This is a genomic window from Microcoleus sp. BROC3 (genome assembly GCF_036702515.1).
Classification (GTDB): domain Bacteria; phylum Cyanobacteriota; class Cyanobacteriia; order Cyanobacteriales; family Microcoleaceae; genus Microcoleus.
This window is the reverse complement of record NZ_JAUBTQ010000050.1, coordinates 41,175-56,886: the sequence shown is the minus strand read 5'-3', so window position 1 is coordinate 56,886 and position 15,712 is coordinate 41,175. Positions and strand designations below refer to the sequence as shown.

Sequence of the window (15,712 nt, the reverse complement as noted above, 5' to 3'; positions counted from 1 at the left end):
CTTACTCCCTCCCCGCGGGTTCGGGGAGGGTTGGGGTGGGGTAAAAATTTTACGACTCCTGCAAGGATTGCTATATTGATTCTTCTCCTTTCAATACTAATCTGGCTTCGGGATAACTTTCAACTACAACTGCGAAAGCTTTTAACAATAAATCGATGCCTTTATTGGGAGATCCGGCACCGATATTCAAAAATACAAATCCGTCCCATCCTAGCTGTTTCCGCAAAGCTTCGCGTTCCGATTTTGTTAAAGGTTTGTAAATATTCGGATCGATGCCGCAGGGTATGACAATTGTGCGATCGGGATTCGCACCGCTGCGGATAAATCCGGTTTTCGACCAATGGGAAGGCGTAATAATAATATCGGAGTTGCTGTGTCCTTCGCGGAGGGAAGCTGCGCCCGTTATTCTAAAGTTTTCGTTGTGCAGAATTCCCCATTCTGTTGTGGCAAACAAGCACGTCCGTTTTGTATTTGAGGGTGCAAAATTGTAAGGTACTGATATCCGTAACGTAGCGTCTGCTTTGAGAGAGGCGGAAGGGTGAGGAATATTTTTTATTGCTGCTTCAGCAGTTGCGTCTAACAAACCGGTTGCTGGCTGCCAATTTTCGTCTAGATAGGGGATATCTTTGTGGAAAATTTCTAAATAGGGGTATTTCAGCATTTCTAGTAGCTGAAATTGATTGGCGATCGCGTAGGAGTGCGGCAAAAAACGCCAGCCTTCAACAATTATACGCATTTAGTTGTTAGTTGTTAGTTGTTAATTTTGGTTTGTTACCGATCGCCCATCACCCATTACCCCTTACCAATGCCCAATTACCAATTACCCGTTACCATTTAAAAAAAGGGTTATTTGGTTAGAAAATTATTGATTTAAAAGTTGATATGTCAATTTTATAGCTCGTGTTTTCGGGTAAGATGGTATATAGCAACTGGTGGAGTTCGTGTTTCCTAGGAAAGTTTTTAGCTACAAAACGGCGGTCTGCAATTCGAGCTTTGGCTGTAAGTGCAGGTTGTGGGATAACTGTCTGCATCAACTGGGTGAAATGTTCCCATTCCGTAGCTAAAATAAAGAGTTTCTTTTTCTATTTCTACAGGCATAAATTTACTTTCTACGGGCTGTACAAAGTCTGGGTGAGTGAAATCGTCTGTAGGGCCGGCGGCTGTGGCCAATCAGGTTGTTTCGACTACTAGATAAGCTAATCCGCATTTAAATTGCATGGTAAAAGAAACTTTCACTCTTGTGGGGTGGGCAGGAAAGCCCGCCCTCAAACAATTTAAATGCACAACAGCTTAGTCGAGATTTGCTTGGCGTTCTCAAACACTGTAAACTGCATTAATCAATACCAAGAAATCCTGTAATGATTGTAACGGGTAAGCCGTGTTTGAGAGCGTCCATCGCCGATTCTGTCTCGGACTGAGTTGTAGATTGCATAGCTTGAATGTCAAATAAGGTCGATCGCACTTTCTTTGTGGTTCTTATTGTATCTTAATTAGGACAAGGCCTCCTCAACCCAGTTTCTCGGAGAAATGTTGGGTTTGGTGGCATGGTATCTACGCATCAACCGGGAATCAGCCCGAGAGTGCAAAATAAGTGGGCCGCTAATTATCGGCAATTGCTAACGCTGTCGATCGCACTTTTTTATTTTTTTGATAAAATTTTGTCCAGAGTACCTGTCGCAGTTTTTGCCAGTAAATCCAGCAGCGACAAATTTGGGGCCGAATCAAGCTGAGTGCGATCGGCCAATTCCCGCTACTCTATAGCAATCCTAAATCATTTGTGAATTTCTTACTCCCTCCCCGAACCCGCGGGGAGGGTTGGGGTGGGGTAAAAAATTTACGACTCATTGAGGATTGCTATATAATAGTTTTAATTATCGAGCTGCGTAAAATATTTAAATCTCAACTATCAACTAAAACAGGGCGGTGGCTAACAACAGCCACCGCCCTCAAGATAGTATTGCGCTATCTAAATCTGTGCTTACGCAGGAAGCAAGACTGAATCAATAATGTGGATGACACCATTATCAGCAGCAACATCGGCTGTTGTAACGGTAGAATCATTAATTTTGACGCCGTTGGAAGCATCAATTTTAACTTCTGAACCTTCAACTGTCTTGGCAGATTTCAGCTTGACCACATCAGCGGCCAGAACTTTGCCAGAAACGACATGATAAGTCAGGATTTTTGTCAGCTTAGGAATGTCCTTAAGCAGTGCTTCTACAGTACCTGCGGGAAGCTTAGCAAAAGCTTCGTCAGTAGGCGCAAAAACTGTGAAGGGGCCAGCGCCTTTGAGAGTATCTACTAAACCAGCAGCTTTGACAGCAGCAACTAGGGTTGTAAAAGATCCAGCCGCAACGGCGGTATCAACGATATCAGCCAAGTGAGTCACCTAGTTTTTGTAATCTATAAATCACTATAACGCTAAAAAGTTAATTTAGCTACATTAATTTTTTCTCTAGTTCTGTCTGGTTTTCAGATTATTTAAGATAGCATTTTTTTATTTAACTCCTTTCATAAAATATCTATCTAAAGGTAGATATTTGTTTTGCCCTTTTACTGTATTTTAATCTATTCATGTAATCCTAAATACATTAGTAAGACGATCGCCCCTGCGCTGTTTAAACTAAACGCAGGGGCAATGGCCCGGAACCCTCGCCCCTGCTACGACATTTTGATTAACTTGGCAAAACATTTAACATTCAGCGCAGCGCTAACACATTACAAAAGCCCGCCACCCCGACTTATGGCAACAGTTTGGGAAATCCCGATCTAAACTGTTAACAACCACTAACTAGGGGAAGGGTGACATGAGATACAAACTACTAGGTCACAGCGGACTTCGCGTTTCGGAAATCTGCCTCGGAACCATGACTTTTGGGGAAGAGTGGGGTTGGGGGAGTTCCTACGACGAAAGCCGTAAAATGTTCGACGCCTTTGCAGAAGCGGGCGGCAATTTCATTGATACCGCGAATCTCTACACCAACGGTACTAGCGAAAAATATGTCGGTGAGTTCATCGCAGCCGATCGCGAAAAATGGGTAGTTGCCACTAAGTACAGCCTCAACATGAAGAATGGCGAAATCAACGGTTTCGGCAACCACCGCAAAAATATGGTACAAGCAGTAGAAGCAAGTTTGAAGCGATTGCAAGTTGAATACATAGATTTGCTGTGGCTGCACGCTTGGGATTTTACCACACCCGTCGAAGAAGTGATGCGCGCTTTTGACGATTTGGTGCGCGCCGGCAAAGTTCTTTATATAGGCATTTCCGATACGCCGGCTTGGATTATTTCTCAAGCAAATACGATCGCCCATCTGCGCGGTTGGACACCATTTATCGCCTTGCAAATTGAGTATTCTTTAAAAGAACGAACTCCCGAACGGGACTTGATCCCTATGGCAAAAGCCTTCGATATTGGCGTCACAGCTTGGAGCCCCTTAGCAGCCGGTTTGCTGACAGGAAAATACAACACTTCAGAAACAGCCAGCGAAGCTAAACGGCTGAATTCACCTGAATCGGGAAAAATTAACGAACGAGACCTCAAAATTGCTGACGAAGTTAGCAAAATAGCAGCCGAAATTGGCAAACCCGCTTCTCAAGTAGCCCTAAATTGGCTGCGACAACAGCCAGTCGAAGTTATTCCGATTGTGGGTTCGCGCAAACTCTCGCAACTTCAGGAAAATCTCGCTTGTTTGGAGTTTGAATTAACCCCCGAACAAATGCAGCAGTTAGACAAAGTAAGCGCAATTGAATTGGGTTTTCCTCACGATTTCTTAAAGAGTTCGACGGTTCAAGATTTTGCCTTTGGAGGGGGAATCGCCAAAATTGACAGCAGCCGACTGTAAAGTTGCTGCTATTTTCTAGTCGCGGGTTTACGTGGATATTTTGCGTTCGATTGCTGATATCGGCGAACCCGCCCTTAGAGGGATGATTGACATTTGTGCTGTGGGCGCGAGGTTAAACTGACGCCCACAGCGCCAATGTCATCATCTTGGTTTCTTGGCACAGACTCGCGCAAAATCTTAGGTTTATCGTTGCGGTTGCCTGGTTTCTTTGTTATTGTTGAGACAGGTGCTGTTCGGTTAGTTTCACCCCACTGCATAAACTGTCAATTGTTAATCTATCGGAAGTCAGAAATCTCTGGTGCTGCTTTGTATATTAGGATACAAATTTTCCCTGCCAGCGATCGGATGAGTTTAAAAAAGGCTAGGTTTGTCAAATTAAAAAGCAACATAAACTTGATGGCAAATTTTCTATCCTCTCCAAATAAAGCAATAAAACTCGCTCTTTTTTCACCCCGTACCTGCCAGTTAAGAGTCATTTTACAAGGTCGATCGGCCTTTTAACCGCTTTTGAACCCAGCGTGTAAGCTAAGCGCATCCTGAGATAGAAGTCATCCTTCAGATAGAAGTTATGGCAGAAAAACTGGGTTACAGTTAACAACAATAGCAAGTCTAACAATATTAACTTATCTCCCAGTTTCACTTCTGATAAAAGCAGATAAGCGTGTTTCTCCGCAGCTAAACAGTTTCTTTGTTTGGTTCAATGAATGCGGCGCTTGCTCGTCAATAAAAGTTCTCAGATTGATGCTTCTTGCGACTTTTAGTAAGACACTCCTGAGAAACATATCCTATTGACAAATTTTCATTGACAAATTTTCATTGACAAATTCCAGAGGCTAATTATGTCGCCCCCCGAAAACTCAGTAAACAATAATTATAGCAGCAATAAAGGTCGAGCATGGGAGATCCGATTTACCTCTATAGATCCTGCTAAATCGCCCTCTCAATTCGCTCCCTCGCCGGCATTGCGCGCTAACTTATTAAAAGCTGATTCTTTAGATGCACCGGATTTAGTTTGCCTGTCTCATTTGCGGTGGAATTTTGTCTATCAGCGTCCGCAACATCTCTTGGGTCGCTGTGCCAAAAATCGTCGCGTATTCTTTGTAGAAGAACCTATTTTGAGCGCGGCTAAAGATTGGTGGCTTGATGTCAGCATCCACGAAAGCGGAGTTTGGGTAATAGTACCGCACCTCAGCGAAGGAACCAGCGAAGCAACAGCACAAACTGCTCAGCAAGCCATGCTAGATGATTTGTTTCGAGCGGCGGAAATTAACCAGTACATCCTCTGGTATTACACACCAATGGCTGTCAGTTTCACAAGCCACTTAAAGCCGCTAGCTGTAGTCTACGACTGCATGGATGAACTGTCAGCATTTCAAGGCGCGCACCCAGATTTAAAAGCCAATGAAAACCAATTATTAAAGCGCGCCAGCGTAGTATTTACCGGGGGACACAACCTTTACGAAGCCAAACAGCACCAGCACCCAAACATTCACGCCTTCCCCAGCAGCATCGAAAAAGAACACTTTGCGACAGCCAGGAATGTTTCACAAGAACCAGCGGATCAAAAAGACATTCCTCGCCCGCGTTTGGGATTTTATGGCGTCATAGACGAACGCATGGATATAGAACTGGTGGCGGGCATTGCGGAAGCAAGGCCGGACTGGCATTTAGTCATCATTGGCCCGGTGGCGAAAATCGATCCGGCAACTTTGCCAACTCACCCAAATATCCACTATCTCGGCGGCAAATCTTATCAAGAACTGCCAGCGTATCTTGGCGGATGGGATATCGCAATGCTGCCTTTTGCGATTAACGAATCGACTAAGTTTATTAGTCCCACGAAAACTCCAGAATACCTCGCTGCCGGCAAACCTGTGATTTCTACTCCTATCCGCGACGTGGTGCGGCCATACGGAGAAAACGGCTTGGTTCGGATTGCTAGCAATTCTTCAGAATTCGTTGCTTCTGCCGAAGAAATCTTCAGCGAAAGTTCGGACGTTCGCACCAAGTGGCTTAGCGAAGTTGACGCTTTTTTAGCCGATAATTCTTGGGACAATACCTGGGGCGAAATGCTGGGGTTGATCGAAAGTGCGATCGACGAGAAAAGGCAGAAAGCCGAAGCCAGGATGAAAGTTTTAAGTTAGGAATGTTGAGGTTGAAGTTAAATAGTTACACTTTACGGATTCAAAACTTAACACTCAACACTCCTCGCTGTATGTCCAATTACCAATTATTCCTTACCCTTACCCTTACCCACAATCAGAGGTGTTTCAATGTTTGACTATTTAATCGTCGGAGCAGGATTTGCAGGTAGCGTCATTGCCGAAAGACTAGCAAATGAGGCCGGAAAAACTGTCCTGATAATTGATACCCGCAACCACATCGGCGGCAACGCATACGATCACTACGACAATCATGGCATCCTCGTACACAAATACGGCCCCCACATTTTTCACACCAATTCGCGCCCAGTTTTCGAGTACCTTTCGCGGTTCACCGAGTGGCGGCCCTACGAACACCGCGTCCTCGCCAGCGTTGACGGTCAACTGCTGCCAATTCCGATCAATCTCAACACCGTAAACCAACTTTACGGACTGAATCTCACCTCCTTTGAAGTAGAAGATTTCTTCGCAAAAGTAGCAGAACCAAAGGATTACATTCGCACTTCCGAAGATGTCGTTGTCAGCAAAGTCGGCCGGGAACTTTACGAGAAATTCTTCCGCAATTACACCCGCAAACAGTGGGGAATGGATCCGTCGGAACTCGACAACTCAGTGATTGCGCGCGTACCCACTCGCATTAACCGGGACGATCGCTATTTCACCGATACCTATCAAGCAATGCCGCTGCACGGCTACACTCGGATGTTTGAAAAGATGCTCGATCACCCAAACATCAAGGTGATGCTGAATACCGACTACCGGGAGATTGAGGGTTTTATTCCTTACGGGGAAATGATTTACACCGGGCCGGTCGATACCTATTTCAATTATTGCTACGGGAAACTTCCTTACCGTTCCTTGGAATTCAAGCACGAAACACTGAACGTACCCGTACACCAAAAAGCACCGGTCGTAAATTACCCCAACGAGCATTTATATACTCGCTGCACGGAGTTTAAATACCTCACCGGACAAGAGCATCAAAAAACTAGCATTGTCTACGAATATCCCCAAGCCGAGGGAGACCCTTACTACCCGGTTCCGCGTCCAGAGAATGCCGAAATTTACAAGAAATATAAGGCCTTGGCTGATGCCACTCCGGGAGTTTCTTTTGTGGGAAGGCTGGCGACTTACAGGTATTACAACATGGATCAAGTGGTCGCTCAAGCTCTGACAACTTACACTCAAATTACTACCAAGCCGGTGATTGAATTGGTGGAAAATGTTAACGGTTCTGCCTCTAATTTAAGCTCGTCGAATGGAGTTGCCGAGAACCCAGTCACAGCACCTCTAAAAGCGGCTGCTGTCAACGGCAACGGCAACGGCAAATCTGCTAGCAAGTAGCTGCAAGTTGCCAGTTCCGGTTAAAACTGAGTAAGGTGCGCTATCAGCACCTTACTCAGTTTTAATCAAAAGTTCTGTAAGAATTCAAATAAGCGTTGAGGTGGAAATGAAAGTTATAGTTAAAATTGTTTTGTCTCACGAGGTTTTGGAAAAATCTCAATTTCCTCATTTTCAGAAAGAAATAGAGCGCCTCATAGAAAGCGGGGGCAAAATTCTGATGCTCGATTTCTCAAAGATAAATTTCCTGAAAAATTCGGAGTTAATGGCTGTAGTGGCGATCGTGAAATTAGTTAGAGACAGTGAATGTATACTTTTGATATCTGCCATGAGCCAACAAGTGAGAATCCTATTTGAACTCACGGGACTAGAACAAATATTTCAGTGTTTGCCCCCTTCGGGAGAAAATTCCCTCAAAAGTGACCTAACTGAACCGTTAGGAGATTTGCAAAGTGTTGCCGGCTAAACTAGAGTTGGGAGTGAGCGATAGTGTCCGAGTGTCTGAGTGTGCCAGGGGAAAATCTTTCTTCTTCATTCTCAAAACTTCGGACAATTTTTGATTGCCAACCGTCGAATAATGGTTTCAGGGCTATTGGGTAATCGAGCTGAGCTGCAAACGGAAAATGAAGGGTTTGAGACTAAAACCTAAAAACTTTCCGGAAGATGGCTTGTGACTAATGACTAATTACTAATCACTAATGACTTCTGCATAAGAGCTCCTTCAGATGAGGCTGTTTTAATACAGAACTTTTACAAATTAATCAGCAAAAAACTTGTCCAAGTCGGAGCAATAGTCGCTAACGTATAAATATAACTTAGGGTAGATGTGCCGATGAGTTGGTTAGGTAGAGAACTAGAAAATTGCGATATTGAAGAGTCTGCAACTCTAGACAGTAAGGTGACAGTTCAAGGGCGCAAAACAGGCTATCCGCGCCCCCAATTGCGCCGGAGCAACTGGATTTGTCTCAACGGTCAGTGGAGGTTTGCTTACGACGATGCAGGACGCTGCGTGCAGCCGATCGATATTTCTGAGTGGAGTCACACTATAGAAGTGCCGTTTGCTCCAGAATCGCCAAACAGCGGGATCGGGGACACGAATTTTCACGCTAACTGCTGGTATGAACGCGAATTTGACGTACCCCACACAGAAAGCAGAGTTCTCCTCCACTTTGGGGCCGTAGACTACCGCGCCCGCGTCTGGGTGAACGGTCAGTTTGTCATCGAACACGAAGGCGGACACACTCCTTTCACCGCAGACATTACAGCAGTTTTGAACCTCAGCGGGCCGCAGCGGGTTACAGTCTGGGCCCAGGACGACCCGCAAGATTTGGAACAACCGCGCGGCAAGCAAGACTGGCAAATAGAACCCCACAGTATTTGGTATCCGCGCACGACCGGCATTTGGCAGACGGTGTGGGTAGAATTGGTGCCTCACACTTATATCGAGCGCATCCGCTGGACTCCGCAGTTTGAACGCTGGGAAATCGGTTTTGAAGCGTTTGTCGCGGGCGATCGCCAGTCGGGAATCCAAATTAAAGTTAAACTGTCGATCGGCTGTTTGCTGCTGGTCAACGATACCTACGAAGTCATCAACGGCGAAATCCACCGCCGCATCGCCCTCTCCGACCCCGGTATCGACGACTACCGCAACGAACTGCTGTGGAGCCCCGAAAAGCCGACGCTAATTAACGCTCAAGTGCAGTTGTGGGCCGACGGCAAATTGCTCGACGAGGTTAAATCTTATACCGCCATGCGGACGGTCAGCATCCAGCGCGATCGCTTCATGCTAAACGGCCGCCCCTACTATTTGCGACTGGTGCTCGACCAAGGTTACTGGCCAGACACCCTGATGACTGCCCCCTCCGATGAAGCTTTGCGCCACGATGTCGAATTAGTCAAAGCAATGGGTTTCAACGGCGTCCGCAAGCACCAAAAAATCGAAGACCCGCGATTTTTGTACTGGGCTGACGTGCTCGGGCTCCTAGTTTGGGAAGAAATGCCCAGCGCCTACCGTTTCACTCCCAAAGCCGTGCAACGGCTGACGCGGGAGTGGACGGAAGTCATCGACCGCGACGCCAGCCACCCCTGTATCGTAGTCTGGGTGCCGTTCAACGAATCTTGGGGAGTTCCGAATTTAGTCGAAGCAGCAGCCCACCGCAACTACGTGCAAGCGCTGTATTTCTTGACAAAAACCCTCGATCCGACTCGCCCCGTCATCGGTAACGACGGCTGGGAAAGCATCGATACCGACATCCTGGCGATTCACGACTACGACAACAACCCGCAAACCCTAGCCAAGCGCTACGGGCCCGAAGTCCAGCTAGCCGATTTGTTCGATCGCGGGCGTCCGGGAGGGCGTATCCTCACCCTCGACGGCCACCCGCACCAAGGACAGCCGATGATGCTGACAGAATTCGGCGGCATCGCCTGCGCCGGCCGCGAAAACCCTGATTTTTACAGGGTTTGGGGCTACGTGCGCGCGTCGGACACGCTGGAACTCCAAAGGCGCTACAGCGCGCTGTTGAAGGTGGTAAACCGAGTGGAAATGTTCAGCGGATTTTGTTACACGCAGTTAACCGATACTTACCAAGAAGCTAACGGTTTGCTGTATGCCGATCGCACTCCCAAATTTCCCGTAGACGTAATCGCGGCGGCAACTCTCGGCTGGGATATTCCCGAAGAAAGTTCACAGCCGCAAGCTATTACTCAGTGCTAATTGGTGATTGGTCAAGAAAAAAGTAAAAATCTGAGATTTTTTTCGGATTTCATTTTGACTTTTTGCCGATCGATATACTTGTTACAAAAATACCGTTTGTAGTAAGGACTTTAGTTTTTTCTGATTGAAATCTAAGGACTAAAGTCCTGACTGCAAACCTGAATGCCCCATTACCCATTCGATTGATGTTTCAAAGTTTTTTCATGGGCGGATTTGAATGTTCCACCCACAGGTTGCAATCTGGAAAACGCCTCGATGTCACAGCCGCCACCGGTCACGATAAATTTGCAGTCGCCGACTACCAACGCTTGCAGGACCAAGGCATTTACACAGTCCGCGAAGGCCTCCGCTGGCACTTAATTGAACAGTCGCCCGGAAAATACGATTTTTCTAGTTCCCTCCCAATCATCCGGGCCGCCCGCGACATGAAAATGCAGGTAATTTGGGATTTGTTTCACTACGGCTGGCCAGACGATATTGATATTTTCAGTCCCGAATTCCTGTCCAGGTTTGCAAACATGGTGCGCGCTTTTATGGAAGTGCTAACTGAGGAAACAGACCAAACACCTTTCGTGACACCTGTCAATGAAATTTCATTTATTGCTTGGGCAGGCGGCGATGTCGCCTACATCAATCCTTTTGCCAAAGGAAGAGGAGACGAGCTCAAAATCCAGTTGATTAAAGCTTCGATCGCAGCGATAGAATCAGTTTGGGAAGTCAATCCCCGCACTCGCATCGTTCAAATCGACCCCGTAATTAACATTATTGCTGACCCTGACAAACCGGAGGATCGGGACGCGGCGGAAGGTTATCGCTTATCTCAATATCAAGCTTGGGATATGTTGGCGGGACGTTTTCGCCCGGAACTCGGCGGCAAGGAAAAATATCTCGATATTATTGGGGTGAATTATTACGATCGCAATCAGTGGATTCACAATGAAGAACCGATGAAATACACCGATCCGCTGTACCGCCCGTTTCGCGAACTGCTGCAAGAAGTTTTCGATCGCTACGGCCGCCCCTTATTCATAGCCGAAACGGGTACTGAAGACGATTTTAGACCTGTCTGGTTTAATTATGTGTGCACTGAGGTAGTGGCGGCGATGAAAGCAGGAGTTCCGATAGACGGAATCTGCTTGTATCCGATTGTCAACCATCCGGGTTGGGACGACGACAGGCACTGTTACAATGGTTTGTGGGATTATTGCAATGAATCGGGCGATCGAGAAATTTATCAGCCTTTGGCGGATGAATTGCAGTTTCAAAGGCAGCAGATTGAACCGCTGCTGAAGTTGAAAAATTGATAGCTGCGATCTAATTCTTTAGGGTGCGCTGCGGCGCACCTCAATTTGCGTTGAGACTCGGCGGTTGAAACCGCGTCTATACAAACGAAGTCCGCGCAACGCGAGACTAAGAGGTGGAGGGGGTATTTATGCGGGATTTGGTGTTGGATATAAAAGGGCGACCCGCCTTGACTGACGTTTATTTTACCTACTTAATCCCAGGTGGAAGCTGGCCAAAATTCAGCCTTTTGATTTTTTGGAGAGAAGGGCGATCACTCTTCTAACGCTTTTAATGCTTGTTTGACTGATAATCTGAGCTGAGCTTCATCAATATCAAACTCAGGATCGAATAAAGCAGAATCGCTGCAATAAGCATCTACGTCACCAAACAACTTGTCTAAAATTTGGAACTCTCTTTCTGAGTCGAAAAGTTTTTCCTTTTTAAAAATCTCCATAAACAGGGATTCAAATTCATCGCTGCTGATTTTATTATTAACAAAATCTTTTAGCAATTTAATGTATTTCATATTTAACAATTTTCTACAACCTACTTATCTTATAAGGGCAGGAAATAAGTTCCCGCCCTTTTTATTATCAGCCTCCTCCAATATTACCAGTCTCTATAAGAGCCTTAATTTGGCTTTCATTAAGCCTCCAGCCACTTATAAAATCTCCTGTTTTTTCATCAAACATTACATTTAAATCTGTTTGCATATCGAAATAATGAAATACTGACCTTTTCTTCCTGAAAGTTCCACTCCTCACTTTCGTATTGCTACTTTGTAAATGATTTTCTATAGCTATTTTAAATAATTTTGCATTCTGTAAACTATAATTTTTTTGGATGCCAAAATCCCTAGCGTGTTTAATATATTTTTTTTGAATTTGTTTATTTATAGTGATAGTATGTCTGGGGATTTTATGCTTCTCCAACCAAGGATATGAAACACTTACTTTGTGTAGACTAAAACCTAGTTGTTGGAAAAGGTTTTTGATACACTTTTTCATAATATTTCCTCATAGACTACTTTTTTGGAAATCTTCAGGATTGCAGACCATCGGAATAGTCTCCGGATGTCTGGGGCATTCGGCAGTTTTCAGGCTTGCGGGCCATCGGGATAGTCCCCGGTGTCTGCGGCATTAGCAGTTTGCCCTCTGTCTATCCAGAGCGTTTTATTAAATTTTCTTCTATTATAAGCATACGAAAATACCTTGTCAAGTCAAGCTATATGGATCGGGAGCGATTGCAACCCTGAAAATTAAGGAAAATGCGTGCGATCGCACTCCTCATAACAAAGCATGCTTCAATACCCCCTTTATTCTTCAGTCCGCGAAGGCGGACTTTGTTTGTGTAGACGCGGTTTCAACCGCCGAGTATCTTTTTAACATAATTTGCGACTTTAGGTAGGGGCGAATTCTCCAAGCACGAAGTTATACTCCTGACATCTATTAAAAGCGATCGCCCGCCCCAACCAAAATGTACGTCCAAACATTGCTAAAACCAGACGGCCGCCCACTCACACTCTACAGTCGCTACCCAATCCCAGAAGGTATCGCGGCCGTAAGTCCCAGCAATGAACCCGTACAGGCAAACCCGCACTTTCGCTGGCATCCTTTGCGGGGGGAATGGGTAGCATACGCCAGTCACCGCCAGGGAAGAACTTTCATGCCGCCGCCGGAATACAACCCGCTGGCTGCTACAATTAATCCCAAATTTCCGACAGAATTGCCGCCGGGAGATTACGACGTAGCAGTTTTTGACAATCGGTTTCCCTCGTTGACTTTGCAGGCAAAAAACGCACCTGCAAGTATTGTCGAAACTTTGCCCGCTAAGGGCATTTGCGAAGTGGTAGTTTTTACTCAAGATCCGCTGGCTTCCCTCGGCGCTTTGGAGTTATCTCACTTAGAATTGTTGTTAGAAGTCTGGGCCGATCGCACTTCAGTGATTGGCAGCAATCCCGAAATAGAATACGTCTTGCCTTTTGAAAATCGCGGCGTCGAAGTAGGAGTAACTTTGCACCATCCCCACGGTCAAATTTACGCTTATCCGTTCGTGCCGCCAGTGCCGGCGCGGATGTTAGAATGTCAGTCGGTTTACTATCAAAAAAATAGTTCCGGTTTGCTGCAAGATTTGATTCAAAAAGAGATTGCTGACAAACAGCGAATTATTTATTTAGACGAAGAGGCCATCGCCTTTGTCCCCGCTTGCGCCCGCTACCCTTACGAAGTGTGGATTGCCCCGATTGCCCCCGCTGCTACATTTATCGATCTTACCGAAAAACAGCGTCAATCACTCGCTAAAGCCTTAAAAACAGTCACCCTCAAATATGACGGTTTGTGGCACCGCCCGTTCCCTTATTTGATGGCTTGGTTTCAAGCGCCCACAGACGGGAAACCCCATCCCGAAGCGCATTTGCACGCCCAATTTTATCCGCCCTATCGATCGAGCGATCGGTTAAAATATCTAGCAGGAACCGAACTAGCCGCCGGAATGTTTGCCAACGACGCTTTACCCGAAGAAAAAGCTAAAGAATTGCAAGCCGTATCCGTCAATCTATTTTAGATTTTAGATTTTAGATTTTAGATTGAGGAAATGCTGACTCAAATAATTGATTTTCTTCCTTCTTCGTGGGGTGGGCGTCCCGCCCGCCCTAAAAATATAATTTAGATGCAAGAAAGCAGATGATAAACTCATTAAACCCCGAAGTTGACAGCAAACTCGAATTTATCCGCAAAATTTTAACCGAAACAGGAGCCATCGCCCTTCGCTTGCGCGGTACAGACTGGTTTGCCTGGGCCACAGCCGGCGGTTCCCATACAGTATTGCTAACTGCAGAAACCGGAGTTGCAGAAATATTAATTACCGCCGAAAACGCTTGGGTTATCACCGATGAAATCGAAGCCCAGCGCTTGCAAGATGAAGAACTGCCAGCCAACTTTCAAATGCACATCTATCCTTGGGCAGATGTTTCACAGCGCGAAGCTTTTGTCAAAGAAATTACTGGTGGCGGTAACGTGATGAGCGATCGGCCAATTTATCCCAAAGAAACGCCAATAATCGCATCTTTACAGTCTCGCAAACAGACAATGATGTCAAGCGAATTAGAGCGATACCGGCGAGTCGGGCGTTTAGCCAGCGAAGCCATGACAGAGGTACTTTCTGCTGCAAAACCGACATGGACAGAATATCAGCTAGCGGGAGCCGGTGCAGAGGCATTGTGGGCCAGAGGTTTGCATCCAGCCCTGACATTAGTTGCTGGAGAAAGGCGTTTGCCGCTGTACCGCCACGCCACAGCAACCGCCGAACCAATTGGGCGACAAGCAATGTTAGTATTTTGCGCGAGAGGATGGGGTTTGTATGCAAATTTAACCAGATTTGTCAGTTTCGACTTTCTTGGGGAAAAGCATTCAGAGTTGCACCGACAAGTCAGAGAAATTGAAGCCGCCGCCTTGAATTCGTGCAGGCCGGGAGTATCGCTGAATGCGGTTTATGATACCCTTAAAACTGCCTACGAAGAGCACGGATATCCTCAAGCAATTCGGGAACACCATCAAGGCGGAACTACCGGATATTTGGCGCGGGAAATTGTGGCGAATCCGGCTACTTCAGATATTTTGGCAGAAAATACGGCTGTGGCTTGGAATCCGAGTTTGTCGGGAGCAAAAATTGAGGATACGTTTGTAATTCACAGCGATGGAAAGTTGGAAAATTTGACATTCGATCCGAATTGGCCGAGTGTAGAAGTAGCGGGAAGATTGCGGCCTGTACCGCTGGAAATATCCGCCGCTAGACCGTAGTGAATTTAACTTATCGCTCTTTGTCGATCTCAGGCACGATCGAGCCATCATGACCTGGAAAACGATACTTTCATTTATTGTCAGTGCAACAATCCTGACTCTACTGAGCGGTTGGCTGACGGTCGCAAATCTCCTGCCGATTCAAGCCACGATCGACTACAGCGAGGCGGAGCGGACTTTTGTTCAAATTTGGCTCCAGGTAGCGATCGTCATTGGCTTGCTCTTGCCTGGAGTTGCATTTTTGGTGTGGATACGTCACCCCAACCTGCGGACTATTTTTGGATTCTATTTGTTAGTTCTGGCAATTCAAATTGTCAGCGAGCAAATTTTCAGTAGCGTTTTTTCTTCTAGTCTATTAGTCATCATCGGCACCATTTACACCACATTTCGAGTTTGGCAACTGTGGCAGAGTCAACACTTGTTAAGGATGAGCGCTCCCAGCGGTAAGGTTGGCGATCGACTCGCGCATGGCTTACTGTGGATTCTGCTGTTGTTTTGGTCAGCAAACTTAATCTTCCTTTTAGTAATTGGCTGGTTGAGGATTTTATAACTCCATCTAGTACCAAT

14 protein-coding genes are annotated in these 15,712 nt (G+C 46.1%); 9 read left to right on the top strand and 5 right to left on the bottom strand.

Translation table 11 applies throughout. From position 1 onward, the window contains the following. Positions 1-70 precede the first annotated feature (70 nt). The 3 genes from QUB30_RS25960 to QUB30_RS25950 all read right to left on the bottom strand — a co-directional run bounded on the left by QUB30_RS25960 (position 71) and on the right by QUB30_RS25950 (position 2,380). Positions 71-736 (bottom strand): hypothetical protein, encoded by a 666-nt coding sequence (locus QUB30_RS25960; RefSeq protein ID WP_333339462.1) that lies wholly within the window; start codon positions 734-736, stop codon positions 71-73. A 224-nt stretch (positions 737-960) separates the two neighbouring features. Then, positions 961-1,170, bottom strand: a complete 210-nt coding sequence (locus QUB30_RS25955; protein WP_333339459.1) for a hypothetical protein — start codon at positions 1,168-1,170, stop codon at positions 961-963. Positions 1,171-1,978: 808 nt separating this feature from the next. Further along, the gene (locus QUB30_RS25950; RefSeq protein WP_333339464.1) at positions 1,979-2,380 is read right to left on the bottom strand and encodes a fasciclin domain-containing protein; all 402 of its coding nucleotides are present in this window, start codon (positions 2,378-2,380) and stop codon (positions 1,979-1,981) included. Between the two features lie 427 nt (positions 2,381-2,807). On the opposite strand from QUB30_RS25950, the gene QUB30_RS25945 reads away from it, so the two are divergent. The 6 genes from QUB30_RS25945 (at position 2,808) to QUB30_RS25920 (ending at position 11,368) form a co-directional block, all read left to right on the top strand. After that, positions 2,808-3,845 carry an aldo/keto reductase gene (locus QUB30_RS25945; protein ID WP_333339457.1) on the top strand — a complete coding sequence of 346 codons (1,038 nt, stop codon included), beginning with the start codon at positions 2,808-2,810 and terminating at the stop codon, positions 3,843-3,845. Positions 3,846-4,684: 839 nt separating this feature from the next. Continuing rightward, positions 4,685-5,989 carry a glycosyltransferase family 1 protein gene (locus QUB30_RS25940; protein ID WP_333339454.1) on the top strand — a complete coding sequence of 435 codons (1,305 nt, stop codon included), beginning with the start codon at positions 4,685-4,687 and terminating at the stop codon, positions 5,987-5,989. A 129-nt stretch (positions 5,990-6,118) separates the two neighbouring features. Next, a complete protein-coding gene (gene glf / locus QUB30_RS25935; RefSeq protein ID WP_333339451.1) occupies positions 6,119-7,351 on the top strand; it encodes a UDP-galactopyranose mutase in 1,233 nt (410 codons plus the stop codon). A gap of 106 nt (positions 7,352-7,457) precedes the next feature. Further along, the gene (locus QUB30_RS25930) at positions 7,458-7,814 is read left to right on the top strand and encodes an STAS domain-containing protein (protein ID WP_333339448.1); all 357 of its coding nucleotides are present in this window, start codon (positions 7,458-7,460) and stop codon (positions 7,812-7,814) included. A gap of 366 nt (positions 7,815-8,180) precedes the next feature. Then, positions 8,181-10,064: a glycoside hydrolase family 2 TIM barrel-domain containing protein gene (locus QUB30_RS25925; protein WP_333339445.1), complete on the top strand. Its 1,884-nt coding sequence runs from the start codon at positions 8,181-8,183 to the stop codon at positions 10,062-10,064. A gap of 203 nt (positions 10,065-10,267) precedes the next feature. Beyond that, a complete protein-coding gene (locus QUB30_RS25920) occupies positions 10,268-11,368 on the top strand; it encodes a beta-glucosidase (RefSeq protein WP_333339443.1) in 1,101 nt (366 codons plus the stop codon). A gap of 251 nt (positions 11,369-11,619) precedes the next feature. On the opposite strand, the gene QUB30_RS25915 is transcribed toward QUB30_RS25920, so the two are convergent. Next, entirely contained in the window at positions 11,620-11,874 is a 255-nt protein-coding gene (locus QUB30_RS25915; RefSeq protein WP_333339441.1) for a colicin immunity domain-containing protein, read from the bottom strand. A gap of 67 nt (positions 11,875-11,941) precedes the next feature. Further along, on the bottom strand, positions 11,942-12,355 hold the full coding sequence (locus tag QUB30_RS25910; protein WP_333339437.1) for a colicin D domain-containing protein: 414 nt from the start codon (positions 12,353-12,355) through the stop codon (positions 11,942-11,944). 469 nt (positions 12,356-12,824) lie between these two features. On the opposite strand from QUB30_RS25910, the gene galT reads away from it, so the two are divergent. The 3 genes from galT to QUB30_RS25895 all read left to right on the top strand — a co-directional run bounded on the left by galT (position 12,825) and on the right by QUB30_RS25895 (position 15,695). Then, positions 12,825-13,910, top strand: coding sequence for a galactose-1-phosphate uridylyltransferase (galT, locus tag QUB30_RS25905; protein WP_333339434.1), 1,086 nt, complete (start codon positions 12,825-12,827; stop codon positions 13,908-13,910). Between the two features lie 119 nt (positions 13,911-14,029). Further along, complete coding sequence (locus QUB30_RS25900) at positions 14,030-15,145, top strand: M24 family metallopeptidase (protein ID WP_333339431.1); 1,116 nt, start codon at positions 14,030-14,032, stop codon at positions 15,143-15,145. 49 nt (positions 15,146-15,194) lie between these two features. Next, positions 15,195-15,695 (top strand): hypothetical protein, encoded by a 501-nt coding sequence (locus QUB30_RS25895; protein ID WP_333339428.1) that lies wholly within the window; start codon positions 15,195-15,197, stop codon positions 15,693-15,695. Positions 15,696-15,712 lie beyond the last annotated feature (17 nt).

Excerpts from the sequence above, each read along its gene's own strand:
- QUB30_RS25910 (WP_333339437.1), bottom strand. The coding sequence starts at position 12,355 with ATGAAAAAGTGTATCAAAAACCTTTTCCAACAACTAGGTTTTAGTCTA.
- QUB30_RS25960 (WP_333339462.1), bottom strand. The coding sequence starts at position 736 with ATGCGTATAATTGTTGAAGGCTGGCGTTTTTTGCCGCACTCCTACGCG.
- QUB30_RS25920 (WP_333339443.1), top strand. The coding sequence starts at position 10,268 with ATGGGCGGATTTGAATGTTCCACCCACAGGTTGCAATCTGGAAAACGC.
- QUB30_RS25900 (WP_333339431.1), top strand. The coding sequence starts at position 14,030 with ATGATAAACTCATTAAACCCCGAAGTTGACAGCAAACTCGAATTTATC.
- QUB30_RS25945 (WP_333339457.1), top strand. The coding sequence starts at position 2,808 with ATGAGATACAAACTACTAGGTCACAGCGGACTTCGCGTTTCGGAAATC.
- QUB30_RS25940 (WP_333339454.1), top strand. The coding sequence starts at position 4,685 with ATGTCGCCCCCCGAAAACTCAGTAAACAATAATTATAGCAGCAATAAA.
- galT (WP_333339434.1), top strand. The coding sequence starts at position 12,825 with ATGTACGTCCAAACATTGCTAAAACCAGACGGCCGCCCACTCACACTC.
- QUB30_RS25930 (WP_333339448.1), top strand. The coding sequence starts at position 7,458 with ATGAAAGTTATAGTTAAAATTGTTTTGTCTCACGAGGTTTTGGAAAAA.
- glf (WP_333339451.1), top strand. The coding sequence starts at position 6,119 with ATGTTTGACTATTTAATCGTCGGAGCAGGATTTGCAGGTAGCGTCATT.
- QUB30_RS25925 (WP_333339445.1), top strand. The coding sequence starts at position 8,181 with ATGAGTTGGTTAGGTAGAGAACTAGAAAATTGCGATATTGAAGAGTCT.
- QUB30_RS25915 (WP_333339441.1), bottom strand. The coding sequence starts at position 11,874 with ATGAAATACATTAAATTGCTAAAAGATTTTGTTAATAATAAAATCAGC.
- QUB30_RS25895 (WP_333339428.1), top strand. The coding sequence starts at position 15,195 with ATGACCTGGAAAACGATACTTTCATTTATTGTCAGTGCAACAATCCTG.